Source organism: Pseudomonas sp. N-137, from assembly GCF_034555295.1.
GTDB lineage: Bacteria > Pseudomonadota > Gammaproteobacteria > Pseudomonadales > Pseudomonadaceae > Aquipseudomonas > Aquipseudomonas rhizophila.
In genome coordinates this window covers 215,600-232,621 of record NZ_JAXUDQ010000006.1, presented here as the reverse complement: position 1 = coordinate 232,621, position 17,022 = coordinate 215,600, and the positions used below count along the sequence as shown (strand labels likewise).

17 protein-coding genes and 2 pseudogenes are annotated in these 17,022 nt (G+C 59.3%); 10 read left to right on the top strand and 9 right to left on the bottom strand.

What is annotated here, in order from left to right; all coding sequences use genetic code 11:
* The first annotated feature begins 9 nt into the window (after window positions 1–9).
* From T3A99_RS03380 to T3A99_RS03365, 4 genes and pseudogenes are all read left to right on the top strand, one after another.
* Window positions 10–540, top strand: coding sequence for a nucleotidyltransferase family protein (locus T3A99_RS03380; RefSeq protein WP_256676789.1), 531 nt, complete (start codon window positions 10–12; stop codon window positions 538–540).
* Window positions 541–767: 227 nt separating this feature from the next.
* A complete protein-coding gene (locus T3A99_RS03375) occupies window positions 768–1,064 on the top strand; it encodes an ArsR/SmtB family transcription factor (protein ID WP_047225704.1) in 297 nt (98 codons plus the stop codon).
* 55 nt (window positions 1,065–1,119) lie between these two features.
* Complete coding sequence (locus T3A99_RS03370; RefSeq protein ID WP_047225703.1) at window positions 1,120–2,130, top strand: zinc-dependent alcohol dehydrogenase family protein; 1,011 nt, start codon at window positions 1,120–1,122, stop codon at window positions 2,128–2,130.
* A pseudogene (locus T3A99_RS03365) lies at window positions 2,131–2,226 on the top strand (transposase domain-containing protein); the annotation flags it as partial.
* 204 nt (window positions 2,227–2,430) lie between these two features.
* On the opposite strand, the gene T3A99_RS03360 reads toward T3A99_RS03365, so the two are convergent.
* Genes T3A99_RS03360 through T3A99_RS03350 form a run of 3 tightly spaced genes read right to left on the bottom strand, consistent with a single transcriptional unit; the run spans window position 2,431 to window position 6,107 of the window.
* Complete coding sequence (locus tag T3A99_RS03360) at window positions 2,431–3,459, bottom strand: DUF2955 domain-containing protein (RefSeq protein WP_322833937.1); 1,029 nt, start codon at window positions 3,457–3,459, stop codon at window positions 2,431–2,433.
* Entirely contained in the window at window positions 3,449–4,588 is a 1,140-nt protein-coding gene (locus T3A99_RS03355; protein WP_322833936.1) for an HlyD family secretion protein, read from the bottom strand. The genes T3A99_RS03360 and T3A99_RS03355 overlap by 11 nt, the downstream gene beginning before the upstream one ends.
* The gene (locus T3A99_RS03350; protein WP_047225699.1) at window positions 4,581–6,107 is read right to left on the bottom strand and encodes a TolC family protein; all 1,527 of its coding nucleotides are present in this window, start codon (window positions 6,105–6,107) and stop codon (window positions 4,581–4,583) included. The genes T3A99_RS03355 and T3A99_RS03350 overlap by 8 nt, the downstream gene beginning before the upstream one ends.
* A 116-nt stretch (window positions 6,108–6,223) precedes the next feature.
* On the opposite strand from T3A99_RS03350, the gene T3A99_RS03345 reads away from it, so the two are divergent.
* Window positions 6,224–6,730, top strand: a complete 507-nt coding sequence (locus tag T3A99_RS03345) for a transporter suffix domain-containing protein (RefSeq protein WP_047225698.1) — start codon at window positions 6,224–6,226, stop codon at window positions 6,728–6,730.
* On the top strand, window positions 6,705–6,893 hold the full coding sequence (locus T3A99_RS03340) for an OprD family outer membrane porin (protein WP_409936842.1): 189 nt from the start codon (window positions 6,705–6,707) through the stop codon (window positions 6,891–6,893). The genes T3A99_RS03345 and T3A99_RS03340 overlap by 26 nt, the downstream gene beginning before the upstream one ends.
* Here T3A99_RS03340 and T3A99_RS03335 read toward each other — a convergent pair.
* The 3 genes and pseudogenes from T3A99_RS03335 to T3A99_RS03325 form a co-directional block, all read right to left on the bottom strand.
* The gene (locus T3A99_RS03335; RefSeq protein WP_188250789.1) at window positions 6,888–7,865 is read right to left on the bottom strand and encodes a saccharopine dehydrogenase family protein; all 978 of its coding nucleotides are present in this window, start codon (window positions 7,863–7,865) and stop codon (window positions 6,888–6,890) included. The genes T3A99_RS03340 and T3A99_RS03335 overlap by 6 nt on opposite strands.
* Window positions 7,862–8,263, bottom strand: a complete 402-nt coding sequence (locus T3A99_RS03330) for a VOC family protein (RefSeq protein WP_107322325.1) — start codon at window positions 8,261–8,263, stop codon at window positions 7,862–7,864. The genes T3A99_RS03335 and T3A99_RS03330 overlap by 4 nt, the downstream gene beginning before the upstream one ends.
* 16 nt (window positions 8,264–8,279) lie before the next feature.
* Window positions 8,280–8,360: pseudogene (locus T3A99_RS03325) on the bottom strand (3-oxoacyl-ACP reductase); the annotation flags it as partial.
* 143 nt (window positions 8,361–8,503) lie between these two features.
* Here T3A99_RS03325 and T3A99_RS03320 point away from each other — a divergent pair.
* The 3 genes from T3A99_RS03320 to T3A99_RS03310 all read left to right on the top strand — a co-directional run bounded on the left by T3A99_RS03320 (window position 8,504) and on the right by T3A99_RS03310 (window position 12,649).
* Entirely contained in the window at window positions 8,504–9,400 is an 897-nt protein-coding gene (locus T3A99_RS03320) for an AraC family transcriptional regulator (protein WP_172833794.1), read from the top strand.
* Between the two features lie 111 nt (window positions 9,401–9,511).
* The gene (locus T3A99_RS03315) at window positions 9,512–11,278 is read left to right on the top strand and encodes a S8/S53 family peptidase (RefSeq protein WP_107322324.1); all 1,767 of its coding nucleotides are present in this window, start codon (window positions 9,512–9,514) and stop codon (window positions 11,276–11,278) included.
* A 120-nt stretch (window positions 11,279–11,398) separates the two neighbouring features.
* A complete protein-coding gene (locus tag T3A99_RS03310) occupies window positions 11,399–12,649 on the top strand; it encodes an MFS transporter (RefSeq protein WP_107322323.1) in 1,251 nt (416 codons plus the stop codon).
* 30 nt (window positions 12,650–12,679) lie between these two features.
* On the opposite strand, the gene T3A99_RS03305 is transcribed toward T3A99_RS03310, so the two are convergent.
* Window positions 12,680–13,123, bottom strand: coding sequence for an HIT family protein (locus tag T3A99_RS03305; RefSeq protein ID WP_076384354.1), 444 nt, complete (start codon window positions 13,121–13,123; stop codon window positions 12,680–12,682).
* A 151-nt stretch (window positions 13,124–13,274) separates the two neighbouring features.
* Window positions 13,275–13,622, bottom strand: a complete 348-nt coding sequence (locus tag T3A99_RS03300) for a carboxymuconolactone decarboxylase family protein (protein WP_047225688.1) — start codon at window positions 13,620–13,622, stop codon at window positions 13,275–13,277.
* Window positions 13,623–13,732: 110 nt separating this feature from the next.
* Here T3A99_RS03300 and T3A99_RS03295 point away from each other — a divergent pair, with 110 nt between their 5' ends.
* The gene (locus T3A99_RS03295; RefSeq protein WP_107322322.1) at window positions 13,733–14,638 is read left to right on the top strand and encodes an AraC family transcriptional regulator; all 906 of its coding nucleotides are present in this window, start codon (window positions 13,733–13,735) and stop codon (window positions 14,636–14,638) included.
* A gap of 194 nt (window positions 14,639–14,832) precedes the next feature.
* Here the strand turns inward: T3A99_RS03295 and T3A99_RS03290 are convergent, their stop codons facing one another.
* A complete protein-coding gene (locus T3A99_RS03290; protein ID WP_322833935.1) occupies window positions 14,833–16,884 on the bottom strand; it encodes a pyridoxamine 5'-phosphate oxidase family protein in 2,052 nt (683 codons plus the stop codon).
* Window positions 16,885–17,022: the final 138 nt, after the last annotated feature.

Genomic DNA, 17,022 nt, shown 5'->3' with positions numbered 1-17,022 from the left:
AGGATAGCAATGGCCAATCCAATAAATGCGGAAATCACCTCACGCCTACCTTCACTCGGTTTGAATCAATGCATGCTCACTGCAGGCTGCCTGTTCCAAGCCGTCTGGAATCATCAGTCACAGCTGCCACCAGCCTGGGGAGTGAAGGATTACGACGTTTTTTACTTCGACAGTGATCTGTCCTGGGACGCTGAGAATGAGGTCATCAACTCAGCTCAGCGTCTCTTCCAAGACCTTGAAGTGAACGTTGAGATCAAGAATCAGGCTCGCGTTCACCTGTGGTACCGCCAGCGGTTTGGAGCGGACTATCCCCAGCTTCAGTCGGCTAAAGACGGAGTTGATCGCTACCTGGTTTCGGGTACCTGCATTGGTTTGGATATAGAAACTGGCGAAGTTTATGCCCCCAACGGCCTGACCGACACCGAGCAAGGGTTCCTTCGCATCAACCCAAAGAATCCCAAGCCGGATCTGTTCGATCAGAAGGCGAAAAGTTATCAGGCTCGCTGGCCTTGGCTCAGGATCGTGGAAACACAAAGTTGAATCGGAGCGCTTGGCGTATCCCGGCCAAGCAAAAGGCGCATACCCTCTCACCTTCCCAGCGTGAGACATATCGATATTGATGACTTTACTGGCTGCCCAAGCAGTCATTCAAGGCGTCTACAAATAGCGGGGTCGATTCAGCTGGATGCGTTTTTGATTTCAACCCTTTGCGCGGGACCATAGATTACTTATTGAACATTTCGTAAAAAAGCGTAGCATTGCCGCCCATGATACTCGAACAGCTCAAAGCCCTGGGCAATGACACTCGCATGCAAATGATGGAGTGGCTCAAAGACCCACTCAGTAATTTCCCCCCTCAGGATCATGGCGATCCTGCGATAGGCGTGTGCGTCACCCATTTGCAGCACAAGGCCGGGCTTTCACCTTCTACTGCGTCTGCACATTTAGCTATCTTGCAACGTGCAGGCTTCGTGCTGACCACCCGCATCGGAAAATGGACTTACTACCGGCGCAATGAGCAGGCGATTAATGACTTTGCGGCTAGGCTGATCATCGAATTGTAATTTTTAAACATTCATTTCGTTATTTCGCGTAATGAGAAAACATGAGGGAACCTCTATGAGCAGCAAAACTATCTTCGTTGAACCCGGTGGCGGCTATGAAAAGGTTGTGGTTGGCAGCAGCGAAGTCCGAGCCGCAGCGCGTGGCGAAATCACCGTACGTCTTCATGCAAACTCGCTCAACTACCACGACTTCGCGGTGGTCAGCGGTATGTGGGGCCCTAGCGAAAAACGCATCCCCATGGCCGATGGTGCAGGTGAAGTCATTGCTGTCGGCCCAGATGTCACTGAATTCAAGGTAGGTGACTCGGTCGTCAGCACCTTCTTCCCGGAATGGATCAACGGTACGCCACTGGTTGAAGGCTTTGTCAGCGTGCCAGGTGATGGCATTGACGGCTACGCTCGTGAGCAAGTAACGGCCAACGCCACATCGTTCACCCTCGCGCCTATTGGCTACAGCCATGCTGAAGCGTCGACGCTTACCACCGCTGGCCTGACTGCATGGCGCGCCCTGATGGCCGATGACTCACTCAAGCCGGGCGACACCGTGCTCGTCCAAGGCACTGGTGGCGTTTCAATTTTCGCCCTGCAGTTCGCTAAAATGGCCGGCGCTACCGTTATTGCGACCTCTTCAAGCGACGAAAAACTTGAACGTCTGAAAGCGCTAGGCGCTGATCATGTGATCAATTACCGCAAAGACCTCAACTGGGGCGAAACTGCACGCGCGCTAACGGGTGGCCGTGGTGTTGACCACATCATCGAAGTCGGCGGCCCTGCGACGCTTGAGCAATCGATGAGTGCAATTCGGGTTGCTGGTCACATCTCCGTCATCGGCATATTGAGTGGCGTAAGCGGTGCAATGAATTTTGTACCGGCACTGATCAAGCAAGTGCGTCTGCAGGGTGTATTGGTGGGTAGCCGCAGCCAGCAGCAGGACATGATCCGAGCCATCAATGCTAATGGCATGCGCCCGATTATTGATCGTCATTTCCCTATGAGCGAGATTGTCGAAGCGTTCAAGTATCAGGAAACCAACCAGCATTTCGGCAAAATTTGCCTGGATATCTAAGCACGCATGCATGGGCATGATCCGTATGCCTATCTCAAAGATCTGCTGCCACGGCTGCCGACGCAGCGGACGAGAGAGATTGGCCCCTTGCTGCCTGTCACAACCGGCAGCAAGGGGTCCAGGCTGTGTGAAAACACCGCCGAGCAGTTCAAGACCTGCGGTTTAAAACAGTATGAGTCGATAGTGGACTTTCACGACCGGCAGTCTGCATCGCCCCAAAGTGAGTAAACGCTTTTGCCACCCCTTGCCATGATTTCTGAGGATTTCATCGCAAGGATTGCCCATGAAGCGGTCTATCCATCAGATTAATTCTTGAGCTCGTCTTGGTTGTCGCTGATCCAGAATATGAACCATCAGACAGGCATACAGCGTCACGAGAATGAACAATCCCATGCGTACGGCAAACGCCGTGTAGACGTCCTTGCCCGCAATACTGTCTTGAACCGACTGGCCCAGCAGAATAATCAGGGTGATCAGGCTGTTGAGCCAGAACCCTGGGCTTAACCGTGTAGGGCTTATCCCATATAGCTTGCGCGCCAGCACGAGGCCGAACAGCAGCATCCAAAGGAAGAACATCCATAGGTGTACAAAGAGACTCAGTGCACACCAGAACAACACCGCCAGCAGGCCTCCCAACAAGGTCGAGCCAATCAATTCTCGAGCGGCATTACGCGACGTCGTTGTGGAGCTCTGCTGACCCAGGCTGACCGCTTTCAAGACAATGGGCAGGTAAGTGGCCGGATCAATCAGGGCCACCAGAAACGCTGGTAATACAATCAGCGCTGCCCGTAGCGCAACCCTGTCGACGTCTTCCGCCCGCAAGGCCGGGGCCGCAGGTGATGACGGAGTATTGGCTGACTCGGGAAACAGCCAATGACTTATCGCCAGCACGATGACAGCGAGGATCAAGTCTTTAACCAATGCACCGATGATCATCATCGCCAAGTCAAAATCGACGAAGCCAGCTGACGAGATCATGGTCAGGCCGATCACCAGAAACGTGACGATCAGGTTATTGCCGCCACGCAGACCCAATCGAAAAACCAGGAACAGGCTCACGCCGACCAGGAGAACGCCGCTGAACGGGTAGTAGCGCAGGATTGGGATAAGCAATAGGCCGACACCGGTGGTCAACATCGCGACCAGGGCCAGTGTCAGTCCGGCCTTGAGTTGCAACGGACGATTGAGGGTGGAAATCAAAAGTACCGCAAGCACGGGCGCGATAAAGGGAATCGGCAAGGCTACGCCGAAGCTGACCGCAAGGCACAGCGCGGTGCCTGTAGCCAGGCGCAACGCCCGCTGAGTCCTCGGCGTCCGCTTAGTAGACATAAGACAGCCAACTCATCAGCCTCAGAAATATGCGGCCCAGTGGATTCAGCGGGTTGCCTTGAGAGGGGAAAGCCATGACCTCGGCTTGGCCACCGGCACGTATCGCGCGAGTGTCACGCAGCCTGGCCATTGAATCCTCGGAAAATTCGATGATCACCGGAAAACGCTGTGCCGGACGAAGCCAGTCCCGGCTGTTCTGCACAGTTGGCAATGTACCGGGCGCTGTCGTCGGACCCACGCTGACGCCGTAGCCGACACTGCGTACACGCCCGTCGAACACTTCGCCTGGCAATGCATCCAGGACGATCGCCACCGCTGTCTGGGGCTTGACCAGACCGAGGTTGTTTTCGGTCATGTCTGCGCTGATCCACACATCATGGATGGCGATCAGGGTCATGACTGGGCTGCCGATGGCTGCGAACTGCCCCGCGTCGGTGCGTAGGTCGGTGATCAAACCTGCCGAACGTGCGCGAATCTGTGTATTAGCCAGGTCGAGTTCAGCTTTCGACAACGCGGTGGCGGCGCTGCGCAGCAAAGCGTTGTTTTCCGCACTGCCACCTTCTTGCTCGCGCGCGCGCTGGACCTCGGCACGGGCGGCGGCGACCTGGCTGAGCGCTTGTTGGTAGTTTGCGCGAGATACTTCGAGCAAGCGTACGGAAATGGTGCCTGGGTCTTCGCGGTACAAACCCTCGAGCCGCTGGTTGTCCTGCCGCGCCTTGAGTTCATTCGCCTGGGCCGCTCGCAAATTGGCTTGTGCCGCGGCTATGCCAGCGGTGCTGGCACCGATCTGTCGACGGGTGGACTCAAGATCTGCATGCGCACGGTCGACGGCAATCTGATATGGCTGAGGATCCACTTCGAACAGCACGTCTCCCGCCTTGACGTCCTGATTGTTACGCACGTTGACGCGGATGACTCGACCAGCCACTTCCGCAGCCACCGGTATCACAAAGGCACCGACTCGAGCCTGTTGCGTATAAGGCGTAAAGCGGTCAGCCAACAAGTACCAGACCAGACTCAGTGTGATCAAGATCAGTACCCACTTGATGCCTTTTGAGCCGGATTCAACTGGCGGTTCTGGCGCCTCGGGGGAAGAGGCATCGGTGGAAGACTGCGCGGCTTCACTCATGATTGTTGACCTTTTTCGGTTCCGCTGCTGAAGGCTCATCCAGCAAGTTGCCCCAGTCCGTGCGCCCTTCCATTTGCTGGCGGGTGGCCGGGGCGACTTTCGGTTGGACGCTGTACCAACCGCCGCCCAACGCTTTGTATAGGGCAATCACATTGCTGACGGCATTGCTTCGGCTGACCAGGTAATTGTCCTGTTGCTCCAGCAGTGCGCGTTGCGAGTCGAGCACCCGCTGGAAGTCCGAGTACCCTTCCCGATACAGGGCGTTGGCCAGCACCAGTGATCGCTTGGCGGCGACTTCGGCCTCACGCAGGATTGCTTCGCGCTCCAAGGACTTGATCAGTCCATTGGCTGCGTCATCTGCCTCGCGTGCCGCTTGGCGCACTTTTTCGCGGTACCCTTCGATCAGTTGCTGCAACCGCGCATCCTGGACGCGCACGTTGTTACTGATCTGGCCGTGGTCGAACAGATTCCAGCGCAGACTCGGGCCACCGATCAGGTCCAGACTCCTGGGGGTGCCATTGAGCGTATCAGTCGTCCAAACGATGCTGCCCAGCAAGGTCAGCGACGGATAGAAATCGGTTTCGGCCACGCCGATCAGGGCCGACTGGGCCGCGACATTGAGTTCAGCGGCACGCACGTCGGGCCTGCGCAGCAGCAGGTTGGCCGGTACATCCTGCAGCACGGTACGGTCCACCAGCGGAATCCATCCTTCATTTTCGACCAGTTGCGGCAGAGCGCCGGGCGGCCGTCCAATCAGTACCGCCAACGAATTACGGGTACGCAGAACCTGATCCTCGAAGTTGGGGATGGTACTCAGGGTGCCCAGGTATTGGGTTCTGGCTTGTTGCAGGTCGAGCTCTGCATTCTGGCCGCTCTTGAACAGCTTCTCGGTTATCTCGAAGTTACGCTTTTGCTGTTTGGCGTTTTCCTTGGCCACGCGCAAACGTGCTTCGGTGGTACGCAGCGAAAAGTAAGTACTGGCTAGTTGGGCGCGCAGCAGAACCAGCCCGTCTTCGAAATTGGCCTGGGCGGCGAAGTAACTGGCATCGGATGATTCAATGGCGCGACTGAAGCGCCCCCAGAAGTCCAGTTCCCAACCAATGTCGAACCCCGCACTGTATTGCCAGAAATGACTGTTTTGCGGACTACTTCCGCCGGATTGCTGACGGTTGAAGTACAGACTGTCGGCGCTGGCCTGCTGCAGTTGTGGGTAACGCCCGCTTTGGGCAATACCCAACTGGGCCCGCGCCTCAATCACCCGCAGACCGGCAACTTTAAGGTCTGAATTGTTGGCATCCGCCTCGGCAATCAGACGATTGAGAACCGGATCGCCGAAAACTTGCCACCATTGACGAAAGTCCGGGGCCCGGCTGCGTTGGCTGACTTGCTCAAGGGCAGGAGTAGTCCAGTGTCCTGGCCACGCCTCCCTCGGTGACTGAAAGTCTGGCCCCAGGCGCACGCAGCCGCTCAAGCCGAGCACTCCAAACACTAGCAGTTGGCCCGATCGCGTCAGATGCATGCGTTTTTTCCAGTCAAGGAAGATTACAGGAGCATAGACGCCCTGATCGCCCACAGACTGCTAAGCTTTTCAGCATCGTTATATTTGATAAGACCCGTCAAAAAGGTACGGCAGCCATGAACTCCCCCCATACCGCTAAATGGCGCTTCAAACTGGGTATAGCCATCATTTGTCTGATGCTAGGCTCCTGGCTGATGGTGCCGGTCGCGGCGGCGCTCGATGTGCCTGGATCGAAGATCGCAGCGCTGACTGGGGTCCTGTTTATCAGCAACAAAGTCCTGCTGATTCTCGTCATCGCCGTCATGGGCAAGGCCGGCTTCCAGCAGTTGAAGAGCAGCTTGGTCGGTTACGTGTCCGGGCTTGTGCCTTCCATGAAGGACGAAGTTGGCCCGGTTCGTCATCGAATCGGCATCGTGATGTTCTGCTTGCCGTTGATCTCCTCATTCCTCGAGCCTTACGTCGATGCCTTCTGGCCAGGTCTCAGACCGAACCTCTGGCAGGCCCAATTGCTGGGTGACGTCATGCTGATTGGCAGCTTTTTTGTACTCGGGGGGAATTTCTGGGAGAAGGTGCACGCGTTATTTGTGCGAACTGCACGTGTCTCGGACTCAAGTGCGACGTGAGTCGACGATAGAAACGACAAATGAACATGAATGGGCGCAGGGCTTTCAAGTCAATTACGAATCCGGACTCACCGAAGGGCCGCTGGGGTTGAGTATCGATGCGATAGGCCTGCTGAAGGTAAAGCTTGTCTCTAGCCGGCCCGCCACCGTTGTACCCCTATAAATCAGTGATTGTCGTCCCTGCAATCGTCTCGGCGAAACCGACACCGAACATCCGGCCCGGGGTTTCAAAGCCTGCCCGCCGCTCACCGTCCAGCACCCGCCGCGCCGCCTCCACAGCCGCCAGGGGGGTGTAGGTGTAGCCGTTGACGGTCTCGATCATTGAACGCGCTACCGTGCCGTCAGCTCCTGTGACTTCTGCCACGGCGCGGGCGCGGTTGGCCTCACGTTGTTCAACGCTTGGGCCGTCGGAAAGTTGTGACAGGTCGCCTTCGGGAAAGGCATCACCGGTGATATTCACGAACATGGCGATATTCGGGACTGCGGTGGAATGCCACCCGGTGATCAGATCACCGAAGGACAGCGGTGCGCACAGTGCCGGGCCATCGCCAAAGTCGAAGTGCTGAGGCTGCGCGTCGGGTGTTGCCACCAGTAATCCGTCCACCCGCGCCAAGAGCCCCGCGCCGATGATCTCGCTGACGCTCAAAGCCGATCCCCGTGACATGGAGCCTGCGACCTGCAGCGCCATCTTCAGCGACTGCGGATCCTGTACACGACGGGCGACATGCATGGCCAGGCAGTCTGTCGGCACCACGTCCCAGCCGACGCCGGGCAGCAACATGACACCCGCTTGGACGGCCTGTGCGCCAAGCTGTTCGGCCTGCCGATAGACGTTGATCTCGGCAGTGATATCCAGGTAGTCGACCCCAGCCTTGATGCAGGTCTGCATCAGGGCGGGCGCTGTCTGTGCAAAAGGCCCGGCGAAGTTCAGCAGCACGCTGATGCCTTCCAGGGATTGTGCTGCGTGTCTATCCGGGCTGAACACTCGGTACGTGACGTTCAGTTGAGCAGCCAGAGCCTGCAACCTTTCGCCATTGCGTCCGGCGATGACAAATTCCAGCCCCAACGCTTTGGCATGCTCGGCAGCCATGCGCCCGGTGTAGCCCGTCGCGCCGTAGATCATTAATTTTTTCATTGATTGTGCTGCCAGTTCTTGTAGACGAATTCGAGGCTGTAGCCATCCGGGTCAAGGACATTGGCTGCGTAGTAATCGGGGTCGTAATGCAGACGTGCGCCGGGGGCGCCGTTGTCGCGGCCGCCACTGGCCATGGCCTCCGCATACGCCGCGTTGACCTCGGCCTTGCTGCTCGCCACGAAACCGACATGCACGGCTCGCCCCTCGACCACGCCCTCGCGCAACCAGAAGAACATCCGCCCATTGGCGCCGAAGCCCTTGAGATCCGGGTGGCCTGGCGGTCCGTCCTTGCCGTCGTAATCAAGTCGCACGGTAATGCCCAGCGGGGTCAGTGTCGCGGTGTAGAAACGGATGGAACGCTCAATGTCGCTGACTGAGATAAAAATATGATCAAGCATGCGCTAGCCTCGCTATTCAGATGTTGTAGCTGCCCGCGACTTCGATCGTCTGAGCATTGATCCAGCGTCCTTCTTCGGACAGCAGCATGGCGATCACGCTCATTCGCTGCGCCACTGTCACTGAGTTGAGTCACCACAGTAACCATCGCCTTGGTAGCGAGCGCAGCCGTTCCTGCTCGAATCCTGCCTGTTTCTACTTTTTGCTTGCGTGGACGCATCCGCCTGCGTTCAGATGGCCCCATGACCAACCCACTCAATGAACTGCGCGCCCTGGCTGCTCGGGCCGAGAACCGCCGCACGGAAACGGGCATACCGCGCCTGGCCATGGTCCAGGGTGAAATCCCGGCGCATTTGCTGGCCGCCGTTTACGAACCGATGATCAATCTGATTCTGCAAGGCAGTAAGTCAATGACCATCGGCGACCGTACGCTGGACTATGACCCTGCGACCTATTTCGTCATGTCCATCGAATTGCCAGCGGTCGGCCAAGTCCATCCCGCTGCGTCCGGCGAACCTTACCTGGCGGTCAGCCTGACACTCGACCCGACGGTCCTGGCAACTTTGCTCGCCGACCTGCCAAAGCCTGTCGGCCAATACGAAAAGGATGCGGGCTTTTCGGTAGCCTCAGTCACGCCCGAGTTGATGGATGCCTGGGTCCGTATGCTGCGGTTGATGAACCGGCCTGAAGACATTGCGGCCCTTGCCCCCGTTTACGAACGAGAGATCCTCTACCGGGTGTTACAAGGCCCTCACGGCTGGATGCTGCGTGATATCGCAGCACCCGATAGCGCCATGGCTCGGGTCAGCCTCGCGATCCAGTACATTCGCCGGGAATTTGCCGAGTCCATTCGCGTGGAAGCGCTGGCACAACGGGCTGCGATGAGCGTTTCGGCCTTTCACCGTCACTTCAAAGCCGTGACCGCGCTGAGCCCTCTGCAGTACCAAAAAAGAGTGCGTTTGCTGCAGGCTCGGACACTCCTGGTCGCCCATGCCAAAAGCGTTACCAGCGCGGCATTGGAGGTCGGTTACGAAAGCGCTACACAGTTCAGTCGCGATTACGCACGAGTATTCGGACTGCCCCCAGCACGCGATGCGGCAAGAATTCAGGGTGAAATTCTCGGCGAGCAGATCAGATGAAACGGTTTTTCCCCCGGATGCTGTGAGTCAGTCACCGTTGCTGTTCGCGCTGAACGAAACAGGCCACGGGGCAGTCGGAACACCAGGCCCCTCGGCAAAGAAACCTGACTCATGTCCTTACGATCTGCTGTCCTCGCTACGTTGCTCACGTTGGCCGCCAGCACGGCGGCCGCCGCACAAGAACCGCTGCGTCTGGAACGCCTGGACCGCTGCGGTGACCTGCTGCAGAGCCAGCATCAGGACTGGTGCCTGACGGTGCATGGCTTGGATACTCAAACGCCACAACTGAAACTCGGTGAAAAAACGCTACCCGCGCTCATTGTCCAACGCGAAGGGCAAAACCTGCGCGTGCGCCTGGACAGCGCCGCCTATCAGAGCGGCCCTATTTGGCTGGAAGACGGGCAGCGCGTCAGCAATGCAGCCTGGCTGAGCCTGCGCAACAGTCACGTATTGGCCGCCGGGCCGGACGAAGTCGCCAAGAACATGGACGGCTTGAGCACCTACGTCGATCTGGTGAGCCTGTTGATCGAGGAAAATCACGATGGGCGCCAGGAAGCTGAGCGTCTCGCCCAAAAATACGGCGCCAAGGTCGTCGGCAGTATTGCTCCCCTGAACCTGTATCAGCTTCGGCTACCTGCCAAGGATCTGGTGCAGCGCGACGCGCTGGTGCTACGGATGGGCAGCGAGACCAGTGTCGATGCCGTGGTGATCGAGGAGTCGGCGGCAGAAGAGGCCGAGCAAGCCAGCGCTCACCCCGAAGAGCCGAAGAAGCCGGCCCTGGACTCCGATGAATGGGCCGCCAACCGTTTTCTCGACGCGGTGAACTACTACCAGCGGCGCATTCCTGCGCGGCAACCGCCCCCCCCGCCGCAACCGGTGCGCATTGGCCTGATCGAACGTAACGTGGATTTCGACACCGCCGATTTCGCCGACTACCTCGGCGGCTGCTCGATGCCGCGCACCTGCGTCTATGCGCGCGATGCGAGTACGCCAGACAACCACGGCACCACCGTCGCCGGCATTCTCGCCGCGCGCTGGGATGACGGTGGAAACACCGGTTTTCTCCGGGGTCTGGACAGAGCCAGCGGTGGTTTCGAAGTCATTGTCGAGCGCAACTCCGATGCCGGGATCACCGCCAACATCGCCGCCTCGGTCAATCTTGTGGAGGACGGCGTGCGGGTGCTCAACTGGAGCTGGGGCATTCACCGCGTTGGCGCGAAAAACGTCAAAGGCGATGAAGTCGACTCGCTGTTGCGCTCAGGCATCGCCATGAGCGGTTACGAGGAACTGCTGGAAGAGTTTTTCCTGTGGCTGCGCAAGGAGCATCCCGACGTGGTGGTGGTGAACTCCGCCGGCAATGGGTCTTCGTTCTCGGGCACCGATGAATACCGCCTGCCCTCGTCGTTCATCACCGAACAACTGCTGGTGGTCGGCGGGCACCAGCGCAACGAGCGCGCCGGGGTTGCCGTCGATGACCCGGGCTATGCGGTCAAGCGCAGCTCCTCGAATATCGACATGCGCGTGGACATCACCGCCGCCGCTTGCGCCCACGCCTCGACCACCAGCGCCGGCGAAAACGGCGCAGTGCATTGCGGCACATCCTATGCCACGCCCATGGTCGCGGGCTTGCTGGCGGCGATGCTGTCCATCAACCCGCAACTTCAGCCCGAGCAGCTACGCATGCTGCTCCGGCGCAGCGCCATGACCATTGGTGAAAACCACGACTTCGAACGGATGGATGGCGAGGACCTCACCGCGCCCATCCTGCCGTCGGAGCGCAGCTATCAGCTAAACGACAAGGACGTGGGGCGTTCGGCTCGATTGGACATGCAAAAAGCGCTGGACCTGGCGGAGCAGAGCCGCACGCGCGTGCGCTGAACCTGGCACTGGGTGTGGGATTAAAAAGTATTGGCAGCAGCGACATCCATAGTTTGACCCTCCTCGAAGTGAGCGATGCCTCAGGTGCATAACCTGTGAGCCCACATGGAGGAGATGGCAATGAAACCCACCCGCTTTTTTGGAAAGACCGTACTGACCTGCACATTCATCCTGGCAATGATCGGATGGGGGGTCGGTTTCTATGGGCCGCCGATCTATATGCAGGCCGTGATGGATCGCACCGGCTGGCCGGTGGCCCAGGTGTCGGCGGCCGTTACGTTGCACTTTCTCAGCGGCACCCTGGTCATCGCCAACCTGCCAAGGCTCTACGCGCGCTTCGGTGTACCGGCCGTTACCCTGCTGGGCAGCGTGGTGCTGGGGGTCGGGGTGAATATCTGGGCTCAGGCCAGCCAATTATGGGTGCTGTATGCCGGGGCCATCTGCTCGGGCATCGGTTGGGTGACATTAGGCGCCGCTGCCGTTAACACCCTGATCGCGCCCTGGTATATCAAGGAGCGGCCCAAAGCCTTGGGCAAGGCTTACAACGGCGCCAGCATGGGTGGGGTGATTTTCTCGCCGTTGTGGGTGTTGCTGATCGAGCGTTTTGGCTTTGCCACGGCGGCGCTGGTGATCAGCCTCGCAGCCGTGGTGCTGCTCGGCTGCTTCGCCTTTCTGGTGTTCAATAAAAGCCCTCAAAGCCTCGGCCAACATCCGGACAATGCCGACCAACCAGAACCGATAGCGACTGGCACGAGCGCCACACCCTGGACTGCGGCGCAAACCCTCAAATCGGCCAGTTTCCGTTCCTTGGCAGCGGGCATGTCCCTGGGGTTGTTCGCCCAAATAGGCTTGATCGCCCACCTGTATTCGATTCTGGCGGGACGCATGGGCGCCCATGACGCCTCATTCGCCATGGGCCTGGCCACCGCCAGCGCCATGGGCGGGCGTTACGTGGCCGCACGCCTGATGACCCAAGGCGTCAACCGCCGTCAACTGGCCTGCCTGGGTTATGGGATTCAGATGCTTGGAACACTGATGCTCCTGGGCCTGGATATCCATCCGGCGGTCGCCTGGGTGGCGGTGGTGTTGATCGGTTCGGGAATCGGCAACGCCACTTCATTGCCGCCGTTGATCGCCCAGACTGAGTTCAGCCGCGAACAGACCGCCAGGGTGATTGCGCTGATGGTCGCAATCAGTCAAGCCACCTATGCCTTCGCTCCAGCATTCTTCGGCCTAGTCCGTTCAGTCTTTGCCGAACCGAGCCAGGCCATCGTCGCTATCGTGATTGCCGCTGTCGTGGTGCAAGGCCTCGCGATCCTGGCGTTTTACACGGGCGTGGTCACCCGCCCTTTCAAGAAAACCGTGTACTGACTCGCTACCTACGTCAGGATCGGGCCAGCGCTAGCCCCCTGCACGGATGCGCTCGACCAGACGTGCCTGCAGCACTTTGAGCTCCTCGGGGTCGGCCTTGCCCCGCCCATGTATGCCCGCCTCCTCGCCCTCCCAGCGAGGGACGATGTGTACATGAATGTGGTAGACCGTCTGCCCGGCCGGAGCCCCGTTGAACTGCGCGATTTGCACACCATCGGGCTTCAGCTCGTCCACGATGACCCGTGTGAGCCGCTGCACGGCAGACATCATCGCGCCGAGGGCCGCAGGCTCGACATCAAGAATATTCCGGGCCTGGGACGCTTTGGGAATCACCAGGACGTGGCCGCGCGATTGAGGAAAGATATCCAGAAAAGCCAGTACATCGGCGTCTTCGTAAATCTTGTAGCACGGCGCGTCGCCACGAAGGATTAGCGCGAAGATGTTCTGCGGATCGTAATCGCCGTGCAGGCTCATGATCATTCCCTTAAGCGGTTGTCAGGACAGTTGACTGCCAGCAAGCCGGCATCGAACGATCAGAAGGTTTAGCACAATCAACTGGCTGTTTTCCATAAAACGGGCAAAAGCCCCGGTACTTTGCAGTGCCGGGGCCTGACGTTGCGTGGCGTCACGCGCGGTTTTTCAACGTGTCATAGGCTTCAAGCGAACGCAGCGAGTAGATGTACGCGGCGCCTGCATTCAGCGAGATCGCGGTTGCCAGGGCGGCGGCCACTTCCTCGCGGCTCGCCCCAGCCTTGATCGCCGAGTCCGTGTGCGCGGCGATACAGCCATCGCAGCGGGTGGTCACCGCGACGGCAATCGAAATCAGCTCGCGGGTCTTGGCATCGAGTACGTCGTTTTCGCTGGCGGCCTCCCCAAGGGCCATGTAGGCCTTGACCATTTTCGGGTTGCTCTTGCCCAGCGCGCCAAAGGCTTTTTGAATGGTGGGCAACATTTCAGACCAGTTATTGAACATGGCATTAACTCCTGAGTGGGTTGGGTGTACTGTTTCGACGCCCTCAGTTTTTCACTCCGGCGCGGGTCGATTTTGTTCAATCCGCTCAGTTTTTTTGGCGATGCTCTCAAATGAATGCGATCGATCGACTCATCAGCCTGGCCAATGTGCGCGGCAGTCTGGATCTACGCTGTCAGTTCCAGGGTGACTGGGCTCTGGATCATGAACAGCAAGCCCTGGGCAGAGCGCCCTATCACATCGTGTTGGCGGGAGAGTGCCGGGTGGAGTTTCCCGATGGGCAGCGTTTGCCCATGCGCGCAGGTGACATCCTGCTTCTGCCCCGTGGTGCGCGACACCTGATGCACAGCCCTGGGAAAACAGTGGCGCCAACTTCACCGAAACTCGTCACAGGTGGCGCGCTGCCGGTCCATCGTATTGGCAACGCCAGTGCAGAACTGGACATGCTGTGTGGCGACTTTCACTTCAATCGGGCCTCACTGCTGTTTGCCTCCCTGCCCGAATACCTGGTCATCCCCAGCGGCGCGTTGTCGGCCAACGGTCCGCTACCCGCGCTGGTGGAAGTCATTCGTGCGGAAGCCGATGAGGCCAAGGTCGGTGCCCGTTTTCTGCTCGATGCGCTTTCCCAGGCATTGTTCACGCTTATTCTGCGTGCGCATCTGGCAAATCACGGCCAGGACAGCGGCTCGCTGGCGCTGTTGGGCGATAAACGTCTGGGCCGAGCCTGGCAGGCGATGCTCGCAGATCCGGCCTACGAGTGGACGATCCAGGGCCTGGCGGACCTCGCGAACATGTCCCGCGCGAACTTCATGCGAACCTTCGTTCGCGTGGCCGGGGTATCGCCTTGGGTGTTGTTGACGCAAATACGCATGGAGTTGGCGTTCAGTCTGCTCAGCCATTCACATTTGGGCTTGAGCGATATTGCCGTGCAGGTCGGTTACCAATCCCAGGCGGCGTTCAGCAAGAAGTTCAAGGAGATTTATGGGCAAGCACCAGGAAAAGTGCGACGTACGATCTAGCCTGTGGCAAGGGCGCTGGGCTGGGCGATTGGAGCCAGAGATTCGATCGTTCCCACGCTCCTGCGTGGGAATGTCGCCAGGGACGCTCCGCGTTCCGCTTCTGGAAGGTGACGCAGAGCGTCACGGGATGCATTCCCACGCAGAGCGTGGGAACGATCAAAAAGCTGCTCTTTTGGCGAGGGTGTAGCACCTGCTCAAACGTCCAGAACCACGGTCTCACTCCCCTGTGCCGGTACTGCGCAACAGATCAGTACCTCATCTTCGACAACCGGCTCGGCCGGACTGTTCAGATAATGCACCTGCCCCTGGCTTAGCCGGGTTTTACAGGTGCCGCACGAACCGCCGCGGCAGCTGAACTCAGGGCTCAGCCCCCGGGCTTCGGCAAGCTCCAGCAGGGTCCCGCTGCCCGGTTCCCAGCGGGCCTCCTTGCCGGAGCTGGCGAACAGGATCTTCACCGACTCGCTCGATGCAGGCACTTGCGGGGCCGCTGGCACGCTGACTTCGGCGTCGCGTACCAGTGTGGATGGGCCGAAGGTTTCGGCATGAATGCGATCGTCTGGAATGCGCAATTTGCGCAATCCGTCATACAGCGACTGGGTGAAGCTGACGGGCCCGCACAGGTAGTAGTCGTAGTCATCAAGCGCCAGCAGTTGCTTGAGCAGTTCCACATCGATCCTGCCCGTCGCGTCGTAGCCTTGCCCCACACCTTCCGTAGGCGGCTGGCTGACCAGGCGCAGTACCTTTACCTTACCTGCGGCACGCTTGACCAGCTCATCGATTTCCTCGCGAAATGCCAGGTCGGCTACCGTGCGCGCGCTTTGCACCAACCAGACCGGACGCATCCGACTCATGCGCAGGCCCTGATAAACCACCTCGCGCAACATCGACAACAGCGGCGTCACACCCACGCCCGCCGCCAGCAGCACCAAGGGCCGCCGCTCAGCGGCCTGAACGGTGAAATGCCCTTGGGGCGCTCGCGCCTCGATCTGCTGCGCCACCTCAATCCGGTCATGCAGATGCGAGGAGACCAAGCCCTCGCGCTTGACGCTGATGCGCAGGAAATCATCCGACGGTGCGCTGGACACGCTGTAGGTACGAATCGAGGGGACTTTCTGCCCCTCCAGCGAAATCCGCACGGGCAAGTGCTGGCCGGCGTCAAACCGGGGCACGCCCGCTCCGTCGGCGGCTTGCAGGTAGAAGGAGCGAATGTTGTGGCTCTCATCCACCACACGAACCACACGCAATGGGCGCCATTGGGTCCGCAGGGCTTCGGCCTGCAAGCGCTCGGCGGCCTGCTCCCAACTGCCAGTCATCAATGAATTGGGCGAGTCGCCCGCGCTCTGGTCCTTCCAGCGCAACGGGATCGCGGCCTGGCGGTAAACCACGCGCTGCGGCTTGAAGCGCAGCAGCCGCTCGGCGCCCTGGAACGCGGCAATTTCGGGATCGTCCAGCAATACTTGGGCGGAACCGGTCATTTGCAGAAGATCGCCGGTCTTGAAATCGACGAAGATCAGGCCTGCGCGGGGATTGAGCAGGATGTTGCCCAGGGTGTTGAAGAACAGATTTCCGGAGAAGTCCGGGATGGTCAGCGTGCCGTCCTCGTCCATGCGCACAAAACCTGGCTTGCCGCCGCGGTGGGACGCATCGACCTGCCGTTCGCCGTCGCGCTCCACATAGGTGGCGATGTAGAACGAATCAGCCGCCGTGATCAGGCGTCGAGCCAATGGGTCCGTTACCACCAGGTGCCGAACGTCACCGGCCTGTTCGCGAACAAAGGAATATTGGCGCAGGTTGATATAGCGGGGGCAATTGCCATAGGCCTGGCTGACGGAAATCTCCAACCCGTGATCGAGCAAACGGCGAATGTTGCCGTTCATGCGGTTGCGCCGACGGGTGTGCAATTCGATACCCAGCATGCCGATGGCAGCCCCCTCGCCCATGCCCTCCTGGGCCGGATCGCTGGGTTGTGGCTTGAGATCGATCTGCAGGGTTTGCGGATCAGGTGAGCTCATGAAACCGGGTTTGCCGGTGCGCAGGGTCGCCCACACGTCACCTTGCCGATCCACGGCGCCCAATACCACGAAAGGCAACTGTGCGTAGAACTCCCGGTGCTGGTCCGGCATCCAGTTGCGCGCCAATTGTCGCTGGCCGACGCTGGTCATCATGTCGACCGCACCGACCGAGCGTTGCAAGGTCAGTTCGCCTTCATGCCAGGGTGAGGATTGTGGTTTCGCGGCTTCGTCCATCAGCTACTCCTCGCGCCCGCAGCCTTGCAGGCTGCGTTAAGACGCTACGGTCAGGGGGACTGCGCTACGCCTCTTGCCGAGGGTGCATTGCAGGTGGGGTTATCTTCTTCCCAAAGGGATTGGGGAGGAATACGCACG